This is a genomic window from Suilimivivens sp. (assembly GCF_037359455.1).
GTDB lineage: Bacteria > Bacillota > Clostridia > Lachnospirales > Lachnospiraceae > Suilimivivens > Suilimivivens aceti.
On sequence record NZ_JAXXXI010000022.1, the window covers coordinates 1 to 22,698 of the forward strand.

Genomic DNA, 22,698 nt, shown 5'->3' on the forward strand with positions numbered 1-22,698 from the left:
GACGTCCGCCGCAAGGTGCTGAAAGGAACAGAAGAAATTCATAAACATAGAGAGCTAAGTCAGATTTCTTACCATCAGAGCAGAGACTCAGCAATGGAGCATCATGACGCCCCTTTATGGATAAGCAGAACGAAGGAATTAAGGACTCTGAAATAAAAGAGATCCTGTATGACATGGGAGGTTAGGCTGCCGTAAGGAGTTGGGGGAAGAAAGGCCGATCATAACAGAATAAGACGACGTCTTGTTTTGTGTACCCTAAACATCCGAATATCCATGATTCATGGCCAAGGGGAATGACATAGACTTAGAAAATATCTCTATGAAGAAATGAAAATGTGAGAAAAAGCGAGTTAACAAGAGAAAAACAAAGATTATTATGGGAGGTGCAAGTATGTACCGGACTGCGATTGAAAAGCTGTTAAAATGGAAACAAAATAAACATCGAAAGCCCATGATTATAGAAGGAGCACGTCAGGTTGGTAAGACCTGGCTGATGAAGGAGTTTGGACAACAGGCATATGCAGATACTGTATATATCAATTTTGATTCCAATTCCAGAATGGCAGAATTATTTGCTTCTGATCTGGATACAGAGCGTCTGATCATGGGATTGGAATTGTATGCAGGACACAAAATTGATCCTGACAATACCTTATTGATCTTCGATGAAGTACAGGAAGTTCCAAGGGCGCTTTCTTCACTTAAATATTTTTATGAAAATGCGCCGCAGTATCATATTGTGTGTGCAGGTTCCTTACTTGGCATTGCTCTGCATCAGGGAACATCTTTTCCAGTTGGCAAGGTAGATTTCATGAATCTTTATCCTCTTTCTTTCAGAGAGTTTCTGATGGCAAATGGGCAGGAAAGATTTGCTGAACTGATTGACAAACGGGATTTTCAAATGATCACAAGTTTTAAGCTGACATATATTGACGCACTGAAACACTATTATTATGTTGGTGGTATGCCTGAAGCTGTGCAAAGCTTCGCAGAGAATAAAGATTTTAATGAGGTTCGCGAAATTCAAAGGCGGATTCTTATGGCCTATGAACAGGATTTCTCAAAGCATGCACCTAATGAAATCGTTCCGAGATTACGTATGATATGGAACAGTATTCCTTCTCAGTTGGCGAAGGAAAATAAGAAGTTTATTTATGGCCTTGTCAGGGAAGGGGCTCGCGCGAAGGATTATGAGGCGGCAATTATGTGGCTCAGTGATTGTGGACTTGTTCATAAAATCAGCCGTGTCAATACGGCAGGTATTCCTTTGCGGGCTTATGAGGACCTGAAGGCATTTAAACTGTTTGTAGTGGATGTTGGACTTCTTGGCTGTATGGCCGGACTGCGTCAGCATACGCTGCTTGATGGAAATGATCTTTTTGTAGAATTTAAAGGCGCACTGACAGAGCAATATGTTTGCCAGCAGTTAAAAAATATTGAGGATTTGGATATTTATTATTACACCAATGACAGAGGCTCCTGCGAGATTGACTTTGTGGTTGACACAGGAGGAAAGATTGTCCCAGTTGAAGTAAAAGCAGAGGTAAATCTCAGAGCGAAGAGTTTGAAGAGTTATCAGGAAAAATTTTCACCTGAAATATCTGTTCGTACATCTATGGCAGATTATAAAAAAGAAGAATGGCTCGTCAATCTGCCATTGTACGCGATAGACCAGATTACTGCGTTTTAATATTCTGTGGGGCTACTTCAAGAAAGAAGCTGGAAGAAATACTGGAGTACAGATAGGACATGGAGAGCGTGAAAAAAGAGACAGCATATTATCATCTTCCCGGGTTGTTTGAATTTTATGAGTTTTACAGTGTCTTTTTGCCGCTGTTTTATGCTCACAGGGAATATTTTTATGACTGGTGTGAAATTGGATCTGTCTATGGGGCACCCTCGGACTGTATCTGGGGCGGAGGACGGACATCCTTTGGAGGCCATGACCCTTTGGAGGCTCTTTCTCTCATGGAGAAATATGGAATTTCTGCCAGACTGACTTTCAGCAATTCACTGCTTACTAAGAAACATCTTTCAGATAAAAAATGCAATGACCTCTGCAGACTGTTTGATGCGGGCAGCAAAATCAGGAATGGAGTTATTATTTATTCTGATCTTCTGCTGGATTACATAAAAGAAAAGTATCCAAATCTCTATTTTGTTTCCTCTACGACCAAAGTACTGACAGATTTTCAACAGTTCAGAGAAGAAGTGGAAAGATCAGAGTTCCTGTATGTGGTGCCGGATTTCCGGTTAAATAAAGCTTTTGACAGACTGCAGACACTGACAGAGGAGCAAAGGGACAAGGTAGAATTTCTGTGTAATGAGTGCTGTTTCTTTGGGTGTAAAGACAGAAAACGCTGCTACGAAGCAGTCAGTAGAAAGAATCTTGGGGAAGTCTGTCCTGATTTTTCCTGCAAGGCACCGGATATCAGGGAGGGCTATCGCTTTTCAAAAGCAATGGAAAATCCGGGATTTATCGGTATTGACGACATAAGGAACGTGTATCTGCCTATGGGATTTTCCAACTTCAAGATTGAAGGCCGGGGACTTGGCAGTGCACTGATACTGGAGTTTCTTCTTTATTATATGACGAAGCCGGAGTATCAGCTTCGTGTCAGGGAAGAAATCTATCTTGATAATATGCTGGATCTGTTTTAAAAGAGATCTTCCTGTCAGGTGGGGGCGGAGGAAAAGCTTTTCCAGGAAATATGTGTGACTCATAAATTTCACAGAAGTTTCACAAATAATTAGCACTCACTTCTTGACAGTGCTAACAACTGGTGTTATAGTATCAATAGAACATGAGTAGGAGGTGTGCTTATGAACATCAATAAATTTACCCAGAAATCTATGGAAGCCGTGCAGGGATGTGAGAAAATTGCCAGCGATTATGGCAATCAGGAAATAGAGCAGGAGCATCTTCTTTATAGTCTGCTGACTATGGAGGACAGCCTGATTTTAAAAATGATCGAGAAGATGGAGATCAACCAGCAGTACTTTGTGAACAAAGTCGAAGAGATGATCAGTAAGAGAACCAAGGTTCAGGGAGGACAGCCCTATGTGGGGCAGTATCTGAACAAGGTACTGATCTCTGCTGAGGATGAGATGAAGGTGTTTGGAGATGAGTATGTCTCTGTGGAACATCTGATGCTCGCCATGATCAAGTATCCGAGTCCTTCCATGAAGGAGCTGTTCCGTGAGTTTGGCATCACCAGAGAGCGGTTTTTACAGGCATTGTCTACAGTAAGAGGCAATCAGAGAGTGACCAGCGACAATCCGGAGGCAACCTATGATACACTTACTAAATACGGACAGGATCTGGTAGAGAAGGCCAGAGACCAGAAGCTGGATCCGGTTATTGGCAGGGATAACGAGATCAGGAATGTGATCCGTATCCTTTCCCGTAAGACGAAGAACAACCCGGTTCTGATCGGTGAGCCTGGTGTAGGTAAGACAGCAGTTGTAGAAGGTCTGGCACAGCGTATTGTGAAAGGTGATGTACCGCAGGGACTGAAGGATAAGAAGATTTTTGCACTGGACATGGGAGCACTGGTAGCGGGTGCCAAGTACAGAGGAGAATTTGAGGAGCGTCTGAAAGCGGTTCTTGAGGATGTGAAGAACAGTGAGGGACAGATCATTCTGTTCATTGATGAGCTGCATACCATTGTTGGTGCAGGCAAGACAGATGGTGCACTGGATGCCGGTAATATGTTAAAGCCTATGCTGGCAAGAGGTGAGCTGCACTGTATCGGGGCAACCACGTTGGACGAGTATCGTCAGTATATTGAGAAGGATGCAGCACTGGAGCGTCGTTTCCAGCCGGTTATGGTAGAGGAGCCTACTGTTGAGGATACTATTTCCATTCTCCGTGGACTGAAAGAGAGATATGAGGTCTACCATGGTGTCAAGATCATGGACAATGCCCTCGTCAGTGCAGCAGTGCTTTCTCACAGATACATTTCTGACAGGTTCCTGCCGGATAAGGCGATTGACCTGGTGGATGAAGCCTGTGCCCTGATCAAGACGGAGCTGGACTCCATGCCTACAGAGCTGGATGAGCTGAAGCGTAAGATCGACCAGCTTTCAATTGAAGAGATCGCCCTGAAAAAGGAGGATGACAGACTCAGCCAGGAGAGACTGGAGGATCTTCAGAAGGAGCTGGCTGAGCTGAAGGAAGAGTTCAGTAACAGAAAGGCACAGTGGGAGAATGAAAAGGCTTCCGTTGAGAAGCTGTCAAAGCTCCGTGAGGAGATTGAAAATGTTAATAATCAGATAGAGATTGCTCAGCGGGAGGGTGATTTTGCCAAGGCCAGTGAACTGAACTACAGTACCCTTCCAAGCCTGAAGAAGCAGCTTGAGATCGAGGAAGCAAACGTAAAGAATAAGGATCTTTCCCTGGTTCATGAGAGCGTATCCGAGGAGGAGATCGCAAGGATCATTTCCAGATGGACAGGTATCCCGGTTGCCAAGCTGACGGAGAGTGAACGAAACAAGACACTGCATCTGGATGAGGAGCTGCATAAGAGAGTGATCGGACAGGATGAGGGTGTTACGAAGGTGACAGAGGCGATCATCCGTTCCAAGGCAGGTATCAAGGATCCCAGAAAGCCGATCGGTTCCTTCCTGTTCCTCGGACCTACCGGTGTAGGTAAGACAGAGCTTGCCAAGGCTCTGGCAGCAGCCCTGTTTGATGATGAGAACAATATGGTGCGTATCGATATGAGCGAGTACATGGAGAAATATTCTGTGTCCAGACTGATCGGAGCGCCTCCTGGATATGTTGGTTATGAAGAGGGCGGACAGCTGACAGAGGCCGTCAGGAGGAAACCGTATTCCGTTGTCCTGTTTGATGAGATCGAAAAGGCTCATCCGGATGTATTTAATGTACTTCTGCAGGTACTGGATGATGGACGTATCACGGATTCTCAGGGACGTACCGTAGACTTTAAGAATACGATCCTGATCATGACCTCCAATATCGGAGCATCCTATCTGCTGGATGGAATTGATGAGAAGGGCAATATCAGTGAAGAAGCAAAGAAGCAGGTTATGAATGATCTGCGTGCCCACTTCAGACCGGAATTCCTGAACCGTCTGGACGAAACGATTTTGTTCAAACCATTGACCAGAGATAATATCGGTGGCATAATTAAACTTATCATTGCAGACCTGAATAAGAGACTTGCAGATAAGGAGCTTACCGTAAAGCTGACTCCGGAAGCAGAGAACCTGATCGTGGAGAATGCCTATGATCCGGTTTATGGTGCAAGGCCCTTGAAGCGATATGTACAGAAATATGTTGAAACACTGGCAGCCAAGCTGATCCTTGCTGATGAGACGGATGAGGGTGATACGATCCTGATCGATGCAGTGAACGGAGAGCTTACAGCCAGGGTGGAGAAGAAAGCATAAGGACTGCAGAAACAGACAGGAGGTTACAGGATGTTACCGCAGGACGCAGATATGCTTTTGAGTATTATAAATATGAAGCTCCGTGATTTTTATGGAAGTCTGGATGCTCTGTGTGAGGATCTGGATGAGGATAAGGGGCAGATACAGAAGACACTTTCTGGGATAGGATATACCTACGATGGAGAGAAGAATCAGTTTATTGCAGGATAGCCGTAAGGCTATCCTGTTCTTTGTGTGCGCAGAAGGAAAACGAGCGGCTTCGAGAGCGGCCATAGCAGAAGGAAAACAAGCGGCTGCGGAAGCAGCAGTGTATATAGAGGAGTTTGATTATTGGAAGAGCAGTTTGATGAATATGATGCAGCCAGAGAAAGAAGGCAGCGCCGGCTCGCAGAGATGAAGCGTAAGAAGCAGCAGCAGGCACTGTTTCGGAAGTACTTCCGCTTTGGTGCAATTGGAGCTGTAGTTTTTATAGCTGTTCTGGTTGTTCTGATCGGTAATGGTATTTCAAAAAGAAATAAGAATAAAGAGCAGCAGGGTGTACAGACAGAAACAGCAGAGCTTCAGGCAGTGGCGGAAACAGAAGCAGAGGAGTCCTTACCTTTAGCAGATCAGAAAGAGCCAGCAGAAGTACAGGCAGCAGAGCCTGAAGAAAATAAAATATATGAGGCAGCAGAATCGCCGGATATGAAAGCAGTCAGCGAGGAGGTCATCAGCAGCAATGCTATTTTTATCGATCTGAGGAAAAATGAGATCCTTGCACAGCGGGCAGCCAGACAGGTCATTGATCCGGCATCCATGACCAAGATCCTGACGGTACTTGTGGCAGCAGAGCAGATTGAGGAAAAGAATCTTGACGATAAGGTGACGATCACTATAGATATTACAGACTACAGCTACAGTAACGACTGCAGCAGTGTGGGCTTCGCAGAGAATGAAAGGGTGACAGTACAGGATCTTTTCTATGGAACGATCCTGCCCTCCGGCGCAGATGCTGCACTGGCACTGGCAACCTATGTGGCCGGGAGTCAGGAGGCATTTGTGGAGCTGATGAATGAAAAGCTGCAGAAGCTTGGCCTTTCTGACACGGCACATTTTACCAACTGTGTCGGATTATATGATGAGGCACATCGCTGCACAGTTTATGATATGGCGATGATCATGGAAGCGGCGATGGATAATCCACTTTGCAGAGAGGTTATGTCAGCACATACTTATACGACATCTGCTACGGCAGAGCACCCGGATGGGATTACCATATCCAACTGGTTTCTGCGCCGGATCGAGGATAAGGAAACCGGGGCAGAGATCGTCTGTGGCAAGACCGGGTATGTGGTGCAGTCCGGAAACTGTGCAGCCAGCTATGGAGAGGATCAGAACGGAAACGGTTATATCTGTGTGACTGCCGATTCTACCAGTGCATGGCGGTGTATTTATGACCATGTGGCATTGTACAGTGAATTTACAGCCTGAGCTGCCTTAAGAAAATCTTTAGACAGCTTTAAGAATGGCTACAGTTTTTTTGAAGAAATTTTTGCTATAATCACGTTATAGCTGTGAGAGGTGATGTGATATGCAAAAAGAAGAACTTGAATTTATTGATGTAGCAGAAGAACCAAAGAAAACAGAGAAGAAAAGAAGACGTGCGATAAGTCAGAAGGAGGCAGATAAAAGAGGGCAGATCTTTGCCATGCTGCTGCTTACTGTGGTATTGTGCGCAGCAGTTTATGCTCTGATCAGGACACTTGGGATCGGTGTGTAGAGGATATGAGACCAGCATTTGATATCTGCTACAGATAGTGTTTTTATGCCTGCTAAAAATTATTGCAAACTTTTAGTGAACCGCCTGCGGCTTATTTTCCTGAAAAGACATGGATAGAAATGCAGAAGCATATAGATAGGATAAGAGAGCAAAAGAGGGAGATTTCCTTCATGAGCCTTACGAAAAGAATCCTGTCCTGTATGCTTCTTTTATTATTGCTTGCTCTGGTTTTGCTTAATGCCTGGCACGGAGAACAGGAAAAGAGGCAGGAAAAAACAGATTTTTCAGCAGTTTTCTGTGAAGGAGAGGAAATCCAGGAAACACTGGCAGATGCAGAACAGGTGGAAGAGCCTGAAAATAAGAAAATAGCCATCACCTTTGATGACGGTCCACATCCGGTATATACGAAGCAGCTTCTGGATGGCCTTCTGGAGCGAAAGGTGAAGGCTACTTTTTTTGTGACCGGGGAACAGGCAGAAAACTATCCGGAGCTGATTGAAAGAATGGACGAAGAAGGACATCTGATTGGAAATCACACTTACAGCCATGTACAGCTGCGCCCCTCCAACAGGGATACATTTAAGGAGGAACTGATCAGAACCAATCAGGTGATTTATGATATTACCGGAAAGGAGACGGAATATGTAAGGCCGCCTTATGGCGCATGGGACAAAACCTTTGAAACAGAACTGAATATGTTCCCTGTACTCTGGACTGTGGATCCTCTGGACTGGTGTTCATCCAATGCCGACTGTATCGCAAGAAGCATTCTGGCAAAAGCCGGAGAAAATGATATTATCCTCATGCATGATGAGTATGAATCTACCGTGCAGGCTGCACTCATGGTAGTGGACCAGTTATTGAAGGAGGGGTACGAATTTGTAACGGTGGATGAAATTTTGTTTGACTGATCTGATTTCATAGATCATCATTGAGTTCTTAGCCTCTCTATGTTACACTGAAATCCAAAGAAACCGCATAACAGAGGGGAATAAAGATGAAGTGTACATGGAAAAGAAAACAGGGCTGGTTTCTGGCGATCCTGCTGGCAGCAGTATTTGTATCTGCAGGCTGCACAGGAAAAGCTGACGCAGATTTACCGGCAGGAGCAGAAGGCGAAGCGAATCAGCAGGAAGCAGGACAGACAGATGCACAGGCAGATGAGGATCTGAGCGCAGAGGACGAAACCGGCAGGGAAGATCAGGCAGAGGATGTGCTGCTCCTTGCAGGAAGGAAGAAGGTCGTAGGTGTGCAGCCGGATGGCACAGCAGACCTTTTATACGAAGCCGGGGAAGGATATTATGTGCAGAGTGCAGTCTATGGGGATGGAATAGTGTTTGTGGCTGTTTATCAGGAGCAGAATTCCGAAAGCACAGACAGCGGAGAGCTGGAACGCAGGCTGTGTGCGGTAGAGGACGGAGAGGAAACAGTACTCCTGGATATTGATGACACGATGAGCTGGGCACTGCAGATGGAGTACGTGGACGGAAGCCTGATCGTAGAGTACGTGATGGAAGATTATGCGAATTTTAATAATTCCTCCGAAACAAAGGTCATCGATTTTACGAAAACGTCAGAGGGCTGGCAGCAGGGAGACAGGTATCAGAAGCTTGCAGAGCTTCCGGGCTTTGCAGAAGGAAGCATTTATGCAAACTGGAAAAGAGCACTGGAGTCACTGAAATCATGCGGTGAACTGATCACCTTTGACAGTGAGGGAAACCGTCTGATCAGCTATGATACGGATGGAAATCTTCTCTGGGAATCTGCACTGCTCCACGATACGTATGATGTGGATGAGGTAAACAGTGATTATACGGTATATAGCTACACAGATTACCCGGAAGAGGACAGATATGATCTGTATGATGGAAGTCTGATCCTGCATGATAATAGAACAGGGGAAGAGCAGACACTCTTTACCTGGAATGAGAAGTCAGAGGATAAAAGGGCAATACCGTTAAAGCTTACAGAGGATAAGCTGTACTATTATCAGAGTGAGGAAAAACAGGAAGAAAGGGAAGTATTCGACAGGAAACAGATCTACAGCTATGAGCTTAAGACAGGAGAAGAAACTTTTCTGTATGAGGCGGGAAGACTTGCCGGACCGCCGATGAATACGATTACGGCAGGAGTCAGTGGTTTTGATGTTTATCAGGGAAGGTATTATTTTGCTGCCATGGAAGAGGACAGCATTGGCTGGGCTGTGCTTTCAGAAGACGAAATCGGGAAAACCCCGGCCGGGGGAAAGTCTTATCCCGGAGCATACCTTTCTGTATGGGATGAGAAACGTGATTTCAGACAATATGGAACAGTAGAAGGCATTAAAAAAACAGTGGTTAGTGACAGCTATGACATCGATGTTTATGAGTATTATCAGGAATGCTTTAAGCTGGATCCCTCCTATGAGCAGGCAGAACGGATCAATGAGACCCTGAAGGAGATCTGGGAAGGGGATATCCGGTATGCGGAAGATGGAGCAGCACAGGAGCTCTCTTATCTGACCGGGAATGACGAACTGGATGGATATTCCCGGAGCATGTATCCTTTATCTTATGATAATGAACTGAGCCGGGTGGAAGTGCTTGGAGCAGACTATCTGACAGTGGATTACAGCGGTTATGAATATACTGGCGGTGCCCATGGCTATCCCTATCGCAGCCATTATCTGTTTGATCTGACTACAGGAGAGGAAAAGACACTGGCAGATCTGTATCAGGGAAGTGTAGAGGAGTTTAAGGATATTGTGGCACAGTACAGTGTACAGAACTGGAAGGACAATCCGGATCCTTATTTCGGCTGGGACAGTGAGGATGCCGCCTATGCAGACCTTTACGATAACGCATCGCTGGATATGCTGATGCGGTATGGGACAGATGGAATTGTGATCGAGTATTCGCCTTATGAATATGGACCTTATGCATCCGGATATATTGGAATAGAGATCCCCTATGAGGCATTGAATATTAATCTGTAATGTTGTATACTAAAATAAGTAGAAAGGCCTGCGGAAGGGATTCTGCAGGCTTTTTTCCTGTAGATTTGAAGAAGAAAGGAATGAAGTTATGCATTCGCCTTTGGAAATAGCAAAGAATTTTGTGGAGATCGGACTCCACAAGGTAAGACTGTCAGCCTTCAAGATGCTTGTGCTTGGTATTTTTGCCGGTATTTATATCGGCTTTGCGGGGATCGCATCAACGACAGCCTCAGCAACGATAGAGAATCCTTCTGTGGCAAGGCTGTTAAGTGCCTGTGTATTCCCTGCCGGTATGGCGATGGTGCTGATCGCCGGAAGTGAGCTGTTTACCGGAAATAACCTGATCATTATCTCTCTTTTGGAAAAGAAGATTAAACTGACAGAAATGCTGAAGAACTGGTTCTTCGTATTTGTGGGCAATTTTATCGGTGCTTCCTTTGTGGCAGTGATGGTAGTATATGCCGGAATCCCGGGACTCTATGATGGCAGGCTTGCTGAAAAGATGGTGGCAGCCGCACTGACGAGAGTGAATCAGACTTTTCCAGAAGCCTTTGCCAGAGGTGTTCTCTGCAATATCCTGGTCTGTGTAGCGGTGTGGGGAGCTTTTGCAGCGAAGAAGGTATCCGGCAAGCTCCTGATGAGCTTCTGGCCGGTCATGCTGTTTGTACTCTGTGGGTTTGAGCACAGTATCGCAGATATTTATTTTGGGGTATCTGGGCTTCTGACCATGCCGAAATATGGAGTCAGTGGGGATGCCCTGACACTTGCAAGCTTTCTGCTGAAAAACCTGCTCCCGGTAACACTGGGCAATATCGCAGGCGGTGCAGGTATTGTGGGATGTGGCTACTGGGCTATGTATTTACGTCATACACCGGGATATGTACAGCCGATTGAACAGGAACAGGAAGAGATCGACGCGGCAGAGGAGTATTAAGAAATGGATTTATTTGAATATATGAGGAGCACGAGTATGGAAAGGGAAGCTCCTCTGGCAGCAAGACTGCGGCCAAGGACACTGGACGAGGTCGTAGGACAGCAGCACATCATCGGTAGGGACAAGCTGCTTTACCGGGCGATCAAGGCAGACAAGCTCAGCTCCATTATTTTTTACGGACCGCCGGGAACCGGCAAGACGACTCTTGCCAAGGTTATCGCCGGAACGACCAGTGCGGAATTTACCCAGATCAATGCCACGGTAGCCGGTAAGAAAGACATGGAGGATGTAATAAAGGCGGCGAAGGATACCCTTGGCATGTATGGAAAGAAGACTATTCTTTTCATAGATGAGATCCACCGCTTTAACAAGAGCCAGCAGGATTATCTGCTTCCTTTTGTGGAAGATGGTACAGTGATCCTGATCGGGGCGACGACGGAGAATCCTTATTTTGAGGTGAACGGGGCGCTGATCTCAAGGTCCATTATTTTTGAACTGAAGCCACTTTCTGCTGAAGATATCAAGGAGCTGATCCATCGTGCCGTTTATGACAAAGAGAGAGGAATGGGGGCATATGATGCAGAGATCGATGAAGATGCCCTTAATTTTCTTGCGGATATTTCAGGGGGAGATGCCAGACATGCACTGAATGCGGTGGAGCTTGGCATCATGACGACAGAGAGGGCACCAGATGGAAAGATCCATATCACGCTTCCGGTAGCACAGGAATGTATCCAGAAGCGGGCAGTCAGATATGACAAATCCGGGGACAACCATTATGACACCGTATCGGCTTTTATCAAAAGTATGCGGGGCTCTGATCCGGATGCGGCGGTGTATTATCTGGCAAGGATGCTGTACGCAGGAGAGAGCGTGACCTTTATTGCAAGGCGTATCATGATCTGTGCTTCTGAGGATGTGGGAATGGCAGATCCACAGGCGATCCAGGTTGCGGTAAGTGCTTCTCTTGCGGTAGAAAGAGTGGGGATGCCGGAAGCACAGATCATACTGTCAGAGGCGGCCATGTATGTGGCCTGCGCACCAAAGAGCAATGCCTGTGTGGCGGCCATAGGAGAAGCGATGAGTGAAGTAGAAAGGTCAGGAAATCTTCCGATTCCTCCACATCTGCAGGATGCCCATTATAAGAGCGCTGCGAAGCTGGGACACGGAAGCGGATATCTGTATGCCCATGATTATCCGAACAATTATGTAAAACAGCAGTATCTTCCCTATGAACTGAACGGTAAGGAATTTTACCATCCGTCAGGAAACGGATATGAGGTGAAGATTAAGGAACACATGAGCCGTCTGAAAAGAGAAGCGGCAGAGCCGGATAAGAAGACCGATCAGGCTGATCCAAGATGAAGAAAGAGCATGAAGAGGGAAAAAGGAACGGAGATATGAGTGAGACGACCGGGAAAAAACCAGCCGTAAAGAAAAAAGTGCGAAGGAAAGGAAAAAGAAGGGTATCGCTCAGAAGAAGGATCCTGACGATCCTGGCAATTCTGATGCCAGCAGCACTAATAGCAGGTGTTATTTTATATTTCCTTGTGTTCAGGGAAAACGCCGGAAAAGAAATTACAGAAGTGCCGGGGAATGATATACAGATACAGGAAAAGCCGGAGGAAGAAGCACCACAGAAGGGAATCGGGTCAAACATCATCAACCATATCCTGACGGCAGAATCTGCTGTGGAGGAATCCTATCAGAAAAGACCTAAGACAGTAGAGATCACGGAGGAGAATGCAGCAGATTTTGCAACGCTGGAGTCCTGTCTGATCGATGGCTCTGCAGGCAAGGTCAATGTGAAGGTCAAGGGAGAGGGAATACCTGCCAGTGATGATAAGTATTATTATCTGTTTGCTCTCAATACTTATGATAATACGATCCCGGATGATGCCGAATATCTTTCCAGGCTTTATAAGGATGAAGGGGCAGAATTCTCTACACCATTAAATTACAATTATTCCACCAGTAAGCTTTACAAGAAATTTGTTGTAGCGGTGAAGAAGGATGGAAAGTATCTGGCAGTGACAGGACCAAGGTATATCACCAATCCGGAAGCGATCGCTAAATATGGCTCTGTTTATCAGGTGCCTGCAACGAAAAAGGGACTTCTTGTGGATCCCAACAAGCTCAGAGGAAACGAACTGGATGATCTTGGGATCAAGCAGGCTGCCTATAATATTCCGGTAGCAAGACTGCTCGGTCCGAGTACCCACAGTGCCTACCCGACGATCCAGTATACCTATAACGGAAAAACCTACACACTGAACGGGCAGGTGATCGCAGAGTATGATCTTGTATTCAGTACACTGACAGCCAAGGGGATCTCTACGACAGCAATTATCCTGAATAATTATTCCGGCTCCTATCCACAGCTCATTCATCCGAAGTCCAGAAGCTATGGGGCAGCTCCCTATTATATGTTCAACGGAGCAGAGGAATCCGGAGTGGACTATATGGCGGCGATCGGTACCTTCCTGGCGGAGAGGTATTCCGGTAACAGCCACGGGCGGATCTCCAACTGGGTCATTGCTAATGAGATTAATGCCAGAAAAGAATGGAATTATATGGAGCGTGTGGGCACCTCAGAATATGTGGAGGAATATGCCAAGGCTTTCCGGGTTTTCTATACTGCGATCAAGAGTGTCAGCAGCAGTGCCAGAGTATACATGCCGATCGATCAGCAGTGGGACAGGAATCTGAAGAACAATACGAATTATGATGGCCGTGATATTGTGGATGAGTTTAACAGAAATATCAAATCTACGGGAAATATTGACTGGGGTCTTTCCCAGCACCCTTACAATGTACCTCTGACAGAGGCAAGGATCTGGAAGTCAAATAAGCTGGTCACCCACAGTGCTGATACGTCCATGATCACAATGGCCAATATCGAGGTGCTGACCAATTATATGGCACAGGATGCCTACCGGACAGATGACGGAGAGGTCAGAAGCATTATCCTGAGTGAACAGGGCTACACCTCCACAGCAGGGGAGGCACTGCAGGCAGCTGCGATCGCCTATGCGTATTACCGGGTAGAGAATAACCCTCATATTGATGGTTTCCTCTTAAACCGTGAGACCGATGCTTCAGAAGAAGTGGCACAGGGACTTGCCTTTGGGTTAAACCATGCAAACGGAAGTCCAAAGCAGTCCTACAATGTATATAAATATATAGATACACCAAATCATGCCCAGTATACGGATTTCGCCAAGTCGATCATTGGTATATCCAGCTGGAGTGAGATCATGAGATAAAAAGAACCGCAGGAGCAGTGATGCACCTGCGGTTCTTTGCATAGGCGTTACATTCAGAACAGCTGCTCTATCAGGTACTGATAGATTTCCTGGTTTTTTTTCTGCCAGTTGTCACAGATGGCAGCAGCTGTTTCTTCTACAGGGACGGAAATGATCAGGTCGACAAGCGTGACATTTCCTTCCTTGGCCTTTAAATGGGCTTCGTATTCGCCGGAGGTTGACTTGTAGTAGTCGGCAAGTATAGAAACCTCATTACGAAGCTCCATTTCATTTTCTTTCAGATATTCATCAATTTCCTGTCGGATAGAAGCACTGATCTGTTGGGAAAAGAAATCCAGGGTCTGCTTTCCATCCTTTGTCAGCAGAAGCTGGGTTCTGTTCCGGACCGTTCTGGCATCTACGAGGCCGGTATCTGTAAGCTCCCGGATGACCTGCTGCAGGGTAAGAAAGTTGGTATATTCCCTTGTCAGGATAAAATCGCTGATCTGGGCAGCAGTCAGAGGGAAGCTGACCCTGTTCAGCATATAAAGTACGATCAGTTTATATAAAGTTAAGGGATCTGACATAATAAAAACTCCGTTTCAAAATAAGCTAAAAAATAGATTCATTGGAACTGCTGCCCGGAAACAGGGCACCCTGAAAGGCATTCTGTTCTCTCATCTGTTTGTGCAGGGCATTTAATACTCCTCTTTTATCAAGGCTCCAGAGTGGTGCGGTCAGGAGGGAGCGGCTGCCGTCTCCGGTGACACGGTGTACTACAATATCCGGAGAAAGAAGCATAAGGCACCTGATCAGTACAGCCAGGTAATCATCACGGTCTGGAAAAAGACAGATGGAAGCAGGATCCCTTTCATACAGGTCAGCAAGATCTGTGCCTTTCAGGATATGAAGAAGCTGCAGCTTGACTCCGGATACTGGCAGGGTATTCAGGTAAGAAACGGAAGCGTACATATCCTCATCTGTTTCACCAGGAAGACCGAGGATCAGATGAACTATGACCGGTATATCAAGGGTAGCCAGACTGTGAACGGCCTTTTCAAAGCAGGGCAGCTCATAGCCCCTTCGGATAAAGCGTGCCGTCTTTTCGTGGATGGTCTGAAGGCCAAGCTCGATCCAGATCAGCTTGTCGGGATATTCATCCTTCAGCCGGCTAAGCAGGGATAGCACCTCATCCGGCAGGCAGTCAGGTCTTGTGGCAATGGAAATGCCGATGATCTCTTCAAGCTCAAGGGCACCTCGGTAGATCTGTTCCAGGTAGGAAACAGGACCATAGGTATTGGTAAAGGCCTGAAAATAAGCCATAAACCGGGAGCCGGTCTGCTTGTGGTGGAAGAGAGACTTTCCCTTCTCAAGACTCTCACGGATGGAAGATCTGTCAAGAAGAGGAGCGGCAAAATCACCGCTCCCTCCACTGCTGCAGAAGATACAGCCTCCTCTGCCTAAGGTTCCGTCCCTGTTTGGACAGGTCAGTCCGGCATTCAGAGAGATCTTATATATTTTCTGTGAAAACTTTTGCTTAAAAAAGGCATCCAGAGAATAGTAGGGCTTGTCCAGCCAGTATTCCGGAAGAGAAACCTTATTTTCTGCAGAAAAATCTGATACTGACATAGTTATCTTTCAATATGGGATCTGACAGCTTCTGCAACAACCTCTGCTACTCTGGGATTAAAGGCTTCCGGCATGATGTTGTCTTCGTTTAATTCTTCATCAGGAACAAGGGAAGCGATAGCGTTTGCAGCGGCAAGCTTCATTTCTTCGGTGATCTTTGCAGCACGTCCTTCCAGGGCGCCCTTGAAGATTCCGGGGAAAGCTACTACATTGTTGACCTGATTGGGGAAGTCACTGCGTCCGGTACCAACGACCTTTGCACCGGCAGCCTTTGCAATATCTGGCATGATCTCGGGAACCGGATTTGCCATGGCAAAGAGAATGGCATCCCTGTTCATGGAGGCTACCATTTCGGGAGTCACAATGCCGGGAGCGGAAACGCCAACAAAAATATCTGCACCCTTCATGGCATCTGCAAGAGTACCGGTCTGCTGCTCCAGATTGGTAAGCTCAGCCATTTTCTGCTGCATCCAGTTCAGTCCCTCTGTCTTTTTGGAGACGATACCAACCTTGTCACACATGGTAATATGAGGAAATCCGTATGTCAGAAGAAGCCTGGTAATGGCAACACCGGCACTTCCGGCTCCATTTACCACGATACGGCAGTCTTCCTTTTTCTTGCCAACTACCTTCAGGGCATTGATGATGCCGGCGAGCACAACGATGGCTGTACCATGCTGGTCATCATGGAAGACAGGGATGTCAAGGATTTCTTTTAAGCGTTCTTCTATTTCAAAGCATCTGGGAGCACTGATGTCTTCCAGATTGATGCCGCCAAAGCCGGGAGCAAGATAGGTCACAGCCTTGATAATCTCCTCCGTATCCTGGGTATCAAGACAGATTGGAACTGCATTGACACCGCCAAATTCCTTGAACAGAACAGCTTTTCCCTCCATGACCGGCATAGCGGCATAGGGACCGATATTGCCAAGACCGAGAACGGCACTGCCATCGGATACAACAGCGACAGTATTTGCTTTCATGGTATATTTGTAAGCAGCCTCCTTATCCTGTGCAATCACCTTACAGGGCTCTGCAACACCGGGCGTATAGGCAAGGGAAAGATCTTCTCTTGATTTGACAGGGGACTTGGCTACGATCTCAAGCTTGCCATTCCATTCTTCATGAAGCTTCAGGGCTTTTTCATTTATTGTCATGACGAATACCTCACTTTTCATTTTTATACATCATTTCTATCATATATTATTTCGGACGGGGGTGCAAGGGAAGGAAAAATAAAATGTGCTTTCTGAAAAATGTGATATCGTGAATTAACCTTTACATGTAAGATATAATATGCTATTATAAGTAGTAATGAAAACTATGTTATAAAATGTTAAATAATAAATGAAATAGTTTTGGAGGTTCTGATGAAATATAAAATTGTGATTGACAGCTGCGGTGAACTGCCTTTTCAGTACCAGAATGATATCCGCTTTGAGCGTGTGCCCCTTGGCCTTGAGGTAGAAGGGGAAGTGATCATGGATGATGAGAACTTTGATCAGATTGATTTCCTAAAAAAGGTGGCAGCTTCGTCGAAATGCCCGAAGTCATTTTGTCCGTCACCCGAGAGATTTATGGAGGCTTACCGGACTGAGGCAGAGAATGTGTTTGTATTTACCCTTTCCTCCAAATTGAGCGGAAGCTACAACAGCGCAGAGCTTGGAAAAAAGCTGTATCTGGAAAAATATGGACATAAGAATATCTTTATCTGTGATTCAGAATCTGCAAGCTGTGGAGAAACAAATCAGGCACTGCTTGCAGCGAAGCTCTGTGAAGAGGGACTGTCCTTTGAAGAGGTGTGCAGAAGGGTATCTGAGTACCGGGATCATATGCATACTTATTTTGTTCTTGATAATCTGGAAACCTTACGGAAAAACGGAAGACTGACCGGAGTCAAGGCACTGGTAGCATCCACCTTAAGCATCAAGCCGGTAATGGGATCGGAGAAGGGAGCTATCATCCAGCTTGGACAGGCGATCGGGATCAAGAAGGGACTGGCAAAGATGGCAGCAGCCGTTGCAGCAGATGCAGTACATCCCGAAGAGAAGACACTGATGATCACTCACTGTAACTGCCCGGAAAGAGCAGAAGCAGTAAAGGACATGATCCTGCAGAAGATTTCCTGCGGGGATGTGGTGATCATGGACACCAGAGGTGTCAGCAGCATGTATGCCAATGATGGTGGTGTGATCGTTACGCTATAAGGTGATATTCTGTAGAGCACTTTTAATATACTTCATCACGAAGGGATTGGAGGGAAGACGGTATCCGTCCTTCATGAAGACAGCAAGGGGGGTGTAATGATCCATGTGGACAACATTGATAAGACCCCGGTCATTCAGGAACACGAAGTGTTCAAAGGCGGAAATAGTATTATAAAAGTTATACATTTCAGAAAGAACGGAAACCTTTTTTCCGTTTTGGAGAAAAACATGTACATAGCGTCCTTCCTGGACCGCATAGAGAATATCATCCTCATCTACATACCAGGTTTTCTGTTCACTGCGGAGCTCGATCTTCGGAACACGGCAGGCACCAAGCTCTTCTGCCCTGTCAAGGATTGCCGAAAGCTCTGCCGTGATAATGGGCTTATCCAGATACAGAATACTATCCGGTATCCCTGACAGAGCAGAGGCTTTTTCCTTATAATTGATTTTCGAGGAGCACAGCACAATAGGAGCTGTAACTCCGTTTTCGACAAGCTGCAGGGCAAAGGTAAGCCCATCGGGTGCAGACGCTGTCATATCCAGAAAAAAAAGATCATACTGCATATGGTTGGTGGAAAGAATGCGGCAGTCACCAAAGGAATCGGCAAATAAAAGTCCGGTTTTGGCCTTCCGTTTATCCGATTCCCTCTTCAGGAGACGTTCCAGCTGTTTTCTGTCAGCAATATTATCATCACAGATCGCAATGTGCATCAGGGGTTCCTCACTTATCATTATCATTAAAGAAGAGAGATTTCAAAGGGTGCATGGAGCAGGAGAGCGATCAGAAGGATCTGAAGGATCAGGATCGCAGGCATGCCATACACAAAATACCAATGTCTTGTTTTATGACGAAAAGCATACATTCCAATAATGGAACCTATGCTTCCGCCAATTATTGCAACGATAAAAAGGGTTGCTTCCGGAATCCGGAAGGCCCTTTTTTTCGCTTTGTATTTATCGATGCCCATCAGCGCAAAGCCGATGAGATTCACGGCAATAAGATACTCGAGGAGTAAAGTAATAACGTCCATGCCTTACCTCCTGCTTTGATTACAGTTCTCCGCGCTCCTGCATTTTCATAGCACGAACCTTGGTAGAAAGTCCAAACAGATTGATGAAGCCTTCTGCATCGTGATGGTCATACAGATCACCGGTTGTGAAGCTTGCGATGCTCTCATTGTACAGAGAGTAAGGAGAAGTGGTACCGGCTTTGATGATATTGCCCTTGTAAAGCTTGAATTTCACTTCACCGGTTACATACTTCTGGGTGGATTCCACGAATGCCTGTACAGCTTCACGTAAAGGAGAGAACCATTTTCCTTCGTATACGATCTGTGCAAATTTGTTTCCCATGTCCTTCTTGACTGCGTAAGCATCACGGTCAAGGATCAGCTCCTCAAGCTGCTGGTGTGCTTCATAAAGAATGGTTCCGCCGGGAGTTTCATAAACACCTCTTGACTTCATGCCGACAACACGGTTTTCAACGATATCTACAATACCGATACCATGCTTGCCGCCAAGTTTGTTCAGGTCACGGATGATATCAGATACCTTTTTCTTTTCACCATTGATGGCTACCGGGACACCCTTTTCAAAGGAGAGTGATACATATTCGCCCTCATCAGGAGCCTTCTCAGGAGTAACACCAAGAACAAGGAGGTGATCGTAGTTGGGTTCGTTGGCAGGATCCTCAAGCTCAAGACCCTCATGGCTGATATGCCAGATGTTACGGTCACGGCTATAGCTGGAATCTGCTGAGAAGGGAAGATTGATACCATGTGCCTTGCAGTACTCGATCTCGGATTCACGGGAATCCATAGTCCACTTTTCATTTCTCCATGCAGCGATGATCTTAAGATCAGGTGCCAGAGCCTTGATACCAAGCTCAAAACGGATCTGATCATTACCCTTTCCGGTAGCGCCGTGGCAGATTGCGGTAGCACCCTCCTTACGTGCAATTTCCACTAGCTTCTTGGCAATCAGAGGTCTTGCCATGGAAGTTCCAAGGAGATATTTGTTCTCATATACGGCATGAGCCTGTACACAGGGAACGATATATTCATCACAAAATTCATCGATAACATCGAGGATGTATAATTTTTCAGCACCGCAGGATTTTGCTCTTTCTTCAAGTCCGTCAAGCTCTTCTTCCTGACCACAGTCGATGCAGACGCAAACAACGTCGTAATTGAAATTCTCTTTTAACCAGGGGATGATGGCTGTAGTGTCAAGACCGCCTGAATACGCTAAGATTACCTTTTCTTTCATAATGTATGCCTCCGGTATGTTTGTTAGTTTTTTTGTTTGGGTACATCATACTCCTTTCCAAATGGAAATGCAACACTTATTTTGCATAAATAAAAGAATATTTTTAATATTCTGCATAAAAACGAAAATACTATTGAATAATATGCATAAAAGGTGTATAGTTATGCGTTGGAAACAGGATGGGATTATTTCCAATTATTTTGTTGAGATTTAAAGCGCGAAAGAGTATTATTATTGTTATTGAATAAGAAAACGAGGATAAGGAAATGAGTGGGAAAGTGAAAATATTCATTGACGGAAGTGAGGGAACGACGGGACTCCGGATCCATGAGAGGTTTGCGGAGAGGGAGGACGTGGAGCTGCTTCCTATTTCATCAGAGCTGCGTAAGGATAAGGAAGAAAGAAAGAGACTGATCAATTCGTCAGATATTACTTTCCTGTGTCTGCCGGATGCTGCTGCAGAGGAATCCGTTTCTCTGGTAGAGAATGATCATGTAAGGATCATTGATACCTCTACGGCACACAGAACCATGGAAGGCTGGGCTTATGGCTTTCCGGAGCTGTCAAAGGAGCACAGGGAAGCGATCGCTGCCGGAAACAGGATCGCAGTTCCGGGCTGCTATGCCACAGGCTTTATATCCCTGGTATATCCCATGGTGGCAGAAGGACTGATCAGTGCAGATTATCCGGTCAGTGCCTTTGGAATTTCCGGTTACAGCGGCGGCGGCAGAAAGATGATCGCAGCCTATGAGGCGGAAGAGAGAGAGGATGCACTTCTTGCACCAAGGGAATATGCCCTTTCCCAGGCACATAAGCATCTGAAGGAAATGAAGAAGATCCCGGGGCTTAAGAGAGAACCGCTCTTTTCTCCTATCGTGGCAGATTATTACAGTGGCATGGTGGTTTCTGTTCCTGTATATACAGAATTGATGAATAAGGGAAGAACACCGCAGGAGGTGTGGAAATATCTGGCAGATTTTTATGCAGGCAGCCGTTTTGTAAGGGTGATGCCCTTTGGAGCGGAAGAAGCAAGCGCCAATATGCTTGCGGGCAATGCAATGAGCGGCAGAGACAGCCTTCGGATCTATGTAACGGGAAATGAAGACAGAGTCCTGCTTTCTTCCCAGTTTGACAATCTTGGAAAAGGGGCTTCCGGTGCAGCGATCCAGTGCCTGAATATTGCACTTGGCTGTGAGGAGTCGAAGGGACTTCATCTGTAGAGGATGATGTGAAAGGAAATGACAAGACCATGAATGAACGAATCCATGATGCTACATTATATGAAGATATTCCTTCTCCGGAGGGACGGGAAGAAAAGGAAATGGCAGTATACAGGCTGCTGAAGGAGCTGCAGATCCCTTATGAGAGACTGGATCATGAGCCGATGGAAACTATGGAAGCCTGTCAGGATGTTGATAAGCTGTTACATATTCATATGTGTAAGAACCTGTTCCTGTGCAACTCTCAGAAGACAGTCTTTTATCTTCTGATGATGCCGGGAGAGAAAAAGTTTAAGACAAAGGAGCTGTCAAAGCAGATCGGCAGTGCTAGGCTTTCATTTGCCTCAGAGGAATATATGGTGAAATTCCTGAACATCCATCCGGGTGCAGTAAGCATTATGGGACTGATGAATGATACGGATAAGAGGGTCAATCTTCTGATCGATGAGGATGTGCTGAAGGAAGAATATCTAGGGTGTCACCCCTGCGTGAATACGGCAAGCCTGCAGCTTAAGACAAGGGATGTGCTAGAAAAGTTCCTGCCCTATACGGGACACGGATACCGGACGGTTCATCTGACAGGAGAGGATTAGAGAGATGATTGTACGGACAATGACCATAGAAGATTACCAGGGTGTCCATGATCTGTGGATGACGATTAAAGGCTTTGCCATCCGGAGCATAGATGATTCCCGGGAAGGTGTGGAACGTTTTTTAAAGAGAAATCCGGCTACAAGCGTAGTGGCGGAGGAAAACGGAGAGATCGTAGGGAGTATTCTCTGCGGGCATGATGGCAGAAGAGGATGTCTTTATCATGTCTGTGTCCGTGAGGACTGTCGTATGAGGGGCATTGGAAAGAGTATGGTCGTCAGGTGTATGGAAGAGCTGGAGAAGGAGAAGATCAGCAAGGTTTCCCTGATCGCATTTACCGAGAATGACATCGGCAATGCTTTCTGGAAGGAAATCGGCTGGACAAAGCGGGAAGATCTGAATTATTATGATTTTGTACTGAACAGGGAAAATATCATCAATTACAATAAATAG

At 46.0% G+C, this 22,698-nt stretch carries 21 protein-coding genes; 15 read left to right on the forward strand and 6 right to left on the reverse strand.

The genetic code is table 11. The annotated features are described in order from the left end of the window. The first annotated feature begins 391 nt into the window (after positions 1–391). The 11 genes from WJQ40_RS02810 to WJQ40_RS02860 all read left to right on the forward strand — a co-directional run bounded on the left by WJQ40_RS02810 (position 392) and on the right by WJQ40_RS02860 (position 14,348). Positions 392–1,690, forward strand: a complete 1,299-nt coding sequence (locus WJQ40_RS02810; RefSeq protein ID WP_262574519.1) for an ATP-binding protein — start codon at positions 392–394, stop codon at positions 1,688–1,690. Positions 1,691–1,749: 59 nt separating this feature from the next. Next, on the forward strand, positions 1,750–2,661 hold the full coding sequence (locus WJQ40_RS02815) for a hypothetical protein (protein WP_337537819.1): 912 nt from the start codon (positions 1,750–1,752) through the stop codon (positions 2,659–2,661). Positions 2,662–2,823: 162 nt separating this feature from the next. Then, complete coding sequence (clpB, locus tag WJQ40_RS02820) at positions 2,824–5,415, forward strand: ATP-dependent chaperone ClpB (protein WP_337537820.1); 2,592 nt, start codon at positions 2,824–2,826, stop codon at positions 5,413–5,415. Between the two features lie 30 nt (positions 5,416–5,445). Next, positions 5,446–5,625: a DUF4250 domain-containing protein gene (locus tag WJQ40_RS02825; protein WP_337537821.1), complete on the forward strand. Its 180-nt coding sequence runs from the start codon at positions 5,446–5,448 to the stop codon at positions 5,623–5,625. Positions 5,626–5,745: 120 nt separating this feature from the next. Next, entirely contained in the window at positions 5,746–6,885 is a 1,140-nt protein-coding gene (locus tag WJQ40_RS02830) for a serine hydrolase (RefSeq protein WP_337537822.1), read from the forward strand. A gap of 100 nt (positions 6,886–6,985) precedes the next feature. Continuing rightward, entirely contained in the window at positions 6,986–7,174 is a 189-nt protein-coding gene (locus WJQ40_RS02835) for a hypothetical protein (RefSeq protein WP_118798719.1), read from the forward strand. A 170-nt stretch (positions 7,175–7,344) separates the two neighbouring features. After that, on the forward strand, positions 7,345–8,085 hold the full coding sequence (locus WJQ40_RS02840; protein WP_337537823.1) for a polysaccharide deacetylase family protein: 741 nt from the start codon (positions 7,345–7,347) through the stop codon (positions 8,083–8,085). A gap of 86 nt (positions 8,086–8,171) precedes the next feature. Beyond that, positions 8,172–10,148, forward strand: coding sequence for an RsiV family protein (locus tag WJQ40_RS02845; protein WP_337537824.1), 1,977 nt, complete (start codon positions 8,172–8,174; stop codon positions 10,146–10,148). An 88-nt stretch (positions 10,149–10,236) separates the two neighbouring features. Continuing rightward, entirely contained in the window at positions 10,237–11,082 is an 846-nt protein-coding gene (locus WJQ40_RS02850; protein WP_262574545.1) for a formate/nitrite transporter family protein, read from the forward strand. A gap of 3 nt (positions 11,083–11,085) precedes the next feature. Next, positions 11,086–12,447 (forward strand): replication-associated recombination protein A, encoded by a 1,362-nt coding sequence (locus WJQ40_RS02855; RefSeq protein ID WP_337537825.1) that lies wholly within the window; start codon positions 11,086–11,088, stop codon positions 12,445–12,447. Next, positions 12,444–14,348 carry a DUF5722 domain-containing protein gene (locus WJQ40_RS02860; protein ID WP_262574546.1) on the forward strand — a complete coding sequence of 635 codons (1,905 nt, stop codon included), beginning with the start codon at positions 12,444–12,446 and terminating at the stop codon, positions 14,346–14,348. The genes WJQ40_RS02855 and WJQ40_RS02860 overlap by 4 nt, the downstream gene beginning before the upstream one ends. Before the next feature lie 53 nt (positions 14,349–14,401). Here WJQ40_RS02860 and WJQ40_RS02865 read toward each other — a convergent pair whose 3' ends face one another. Genes WJQ40_RS02865 through WJQ40_RS02875 form a run of 3 tightly spaced genes read right to left on the reverse strand, consistent with a single transcriptional unit; the run spans position 14,402 to position 17,113 of the window. Further along, positions 14,402–14,914 (reverse strand): DUF4364 family protein, encoded by a 513-nt coding sequence (locus tag WJQ40_RS02865; RefSeq protein WP_118798725.1) that lies wholly within the window; start codon positions 14,912–14,914, stop codon positions 14,402–14,404. 25 nt (positions 14,915–14,939) lie between these two features. After that, positions 14,940–15,956, reverse strand: coding sequence for a TIGR01212 family radical SAM protein (locus WJQ40_RS02870; RefSeq protein WP_337537826.1), 1,017 nt, complete (start codon positions 15,954–15,956; stop codon positions 14,940–14,942). Between the two features lie 2 nt (positions 15,957–15,958). Then, the gene (locus tag WJQ40_RS02875) at positions 15,959–17,113 is read right to left on the reverse strand and encodes an NADP-dependent malic enzyme (protein WP_118798727.1); all 1,155 of its coding nucleotides are present in this window, start codon (positions 17,111–17,113) and stop codon (positions 15,959–15,961) included. 213 nt (positions 17,114–17,326) lie between these two features. Here WJQ40_RS02875 and WJQ40_RS02880 point away from each other — a divergent pair, with 213 nt between their 5' ends. Then, complete coding sequence (locus WJQ40_RS02880; RefSeq protein WP_337403499.1) at positions 17,327–18,163, forward strand: DegV family protein; 837 nt, start codon at positions 17,327–17,329, stop codon at positions 18,161–18,163. Here the strand turns inward: WJQ40_RS02880 and WJQ40_RS02885 are convergent. Genes WJQ40_RS02885 through WJQ40_RS02895 form a run of 3 tightly spaced genes read right to left on the reverse strand, consistent with a single transcriptional unit; the run spans position 18,158 to position 20,434 of the window. Beyond that, positions 18,158–18,877, reverse strand: coding sequence for a hypothetical protein (locus WJQ40_RS02885; RefSeq protein WP_337537827.1), 720 nt, complete (start codon positions 18,875–18,877; stop codon positions 18,158–18,160). The genes WJQ40_RS02880 and WJQ40_RS02885 overlap by 6 nt on opposite strands. Before the next feature lie 26 nt (positions 18,878–18,903). Beyond that, complete coding sequence (locus WJQ40_RS02890; protein ID WP_262574554.1) at positions 18,904–19,197, reverse strand: DUF1294 domain-containing protein; 294 nt, start codon at positions 19,195–19,197, stop codon at positions 18,904–18,906. A gap of 19 nt (positions 19,198–19,216) precedes the next feature. Beyond that, positions 19,217–20,434: an argininosuccinate synthase gene (locus tag WJQ40_RS02895; RefSeq protein WP_118798730.1), complete on the reverse strand. Its 1,218-nt coding sequence runs from the start codon at positions 20,432–20,434 to the stop codon at positions 19,217–19,219. Between the two features lie 266 nt (positions 20,435–20,700). Between WJQ40_RS02895 and argC the strand changes: the two genes are divergently transcribed. The 3 genes from argC to WJQ40_RS02910 are packed head-to-tail and all read left to right on the forward strand — an operon-like array spanning position 20,701 to position 22,698. Then, positions 20,701–21,654, forward strand: coding sequence for an N-acetyl-gamma-glutamyl-phosphate reductase (gene argC, locus WJQ40_RS02900; protein WP_337537828.1), 954 nt, complete (start codon positions 20,701–20,703; stop codon positions 21,652–21,654). 29 nt (positions 21,655–21,683) lie between these two features. Further along, the gene (locus tag WJQ40_RS02905) at positions 21,684–22,247 is read left to right on the forward strand and encodes a prolyl-tRNA synthetase associated domain-containing protein (RefSeq protein WP_118798754.1); all 564 of its coding nucleotides are present in this window, start codon (positions 21,684–21,686) and stop codon (positions 22,245–22,247) included. A 7-nt stretch (positions 22,248–22,254) separates the two neighbouring features. Then, entirely contained in the window at positions 22,255–22,698 is a 444-nt protein-coding gene (locus tag WJQ40_RS02910; protein WP_118798755.1) for a GNAT family N-acetyltransferase, read from the forward strand.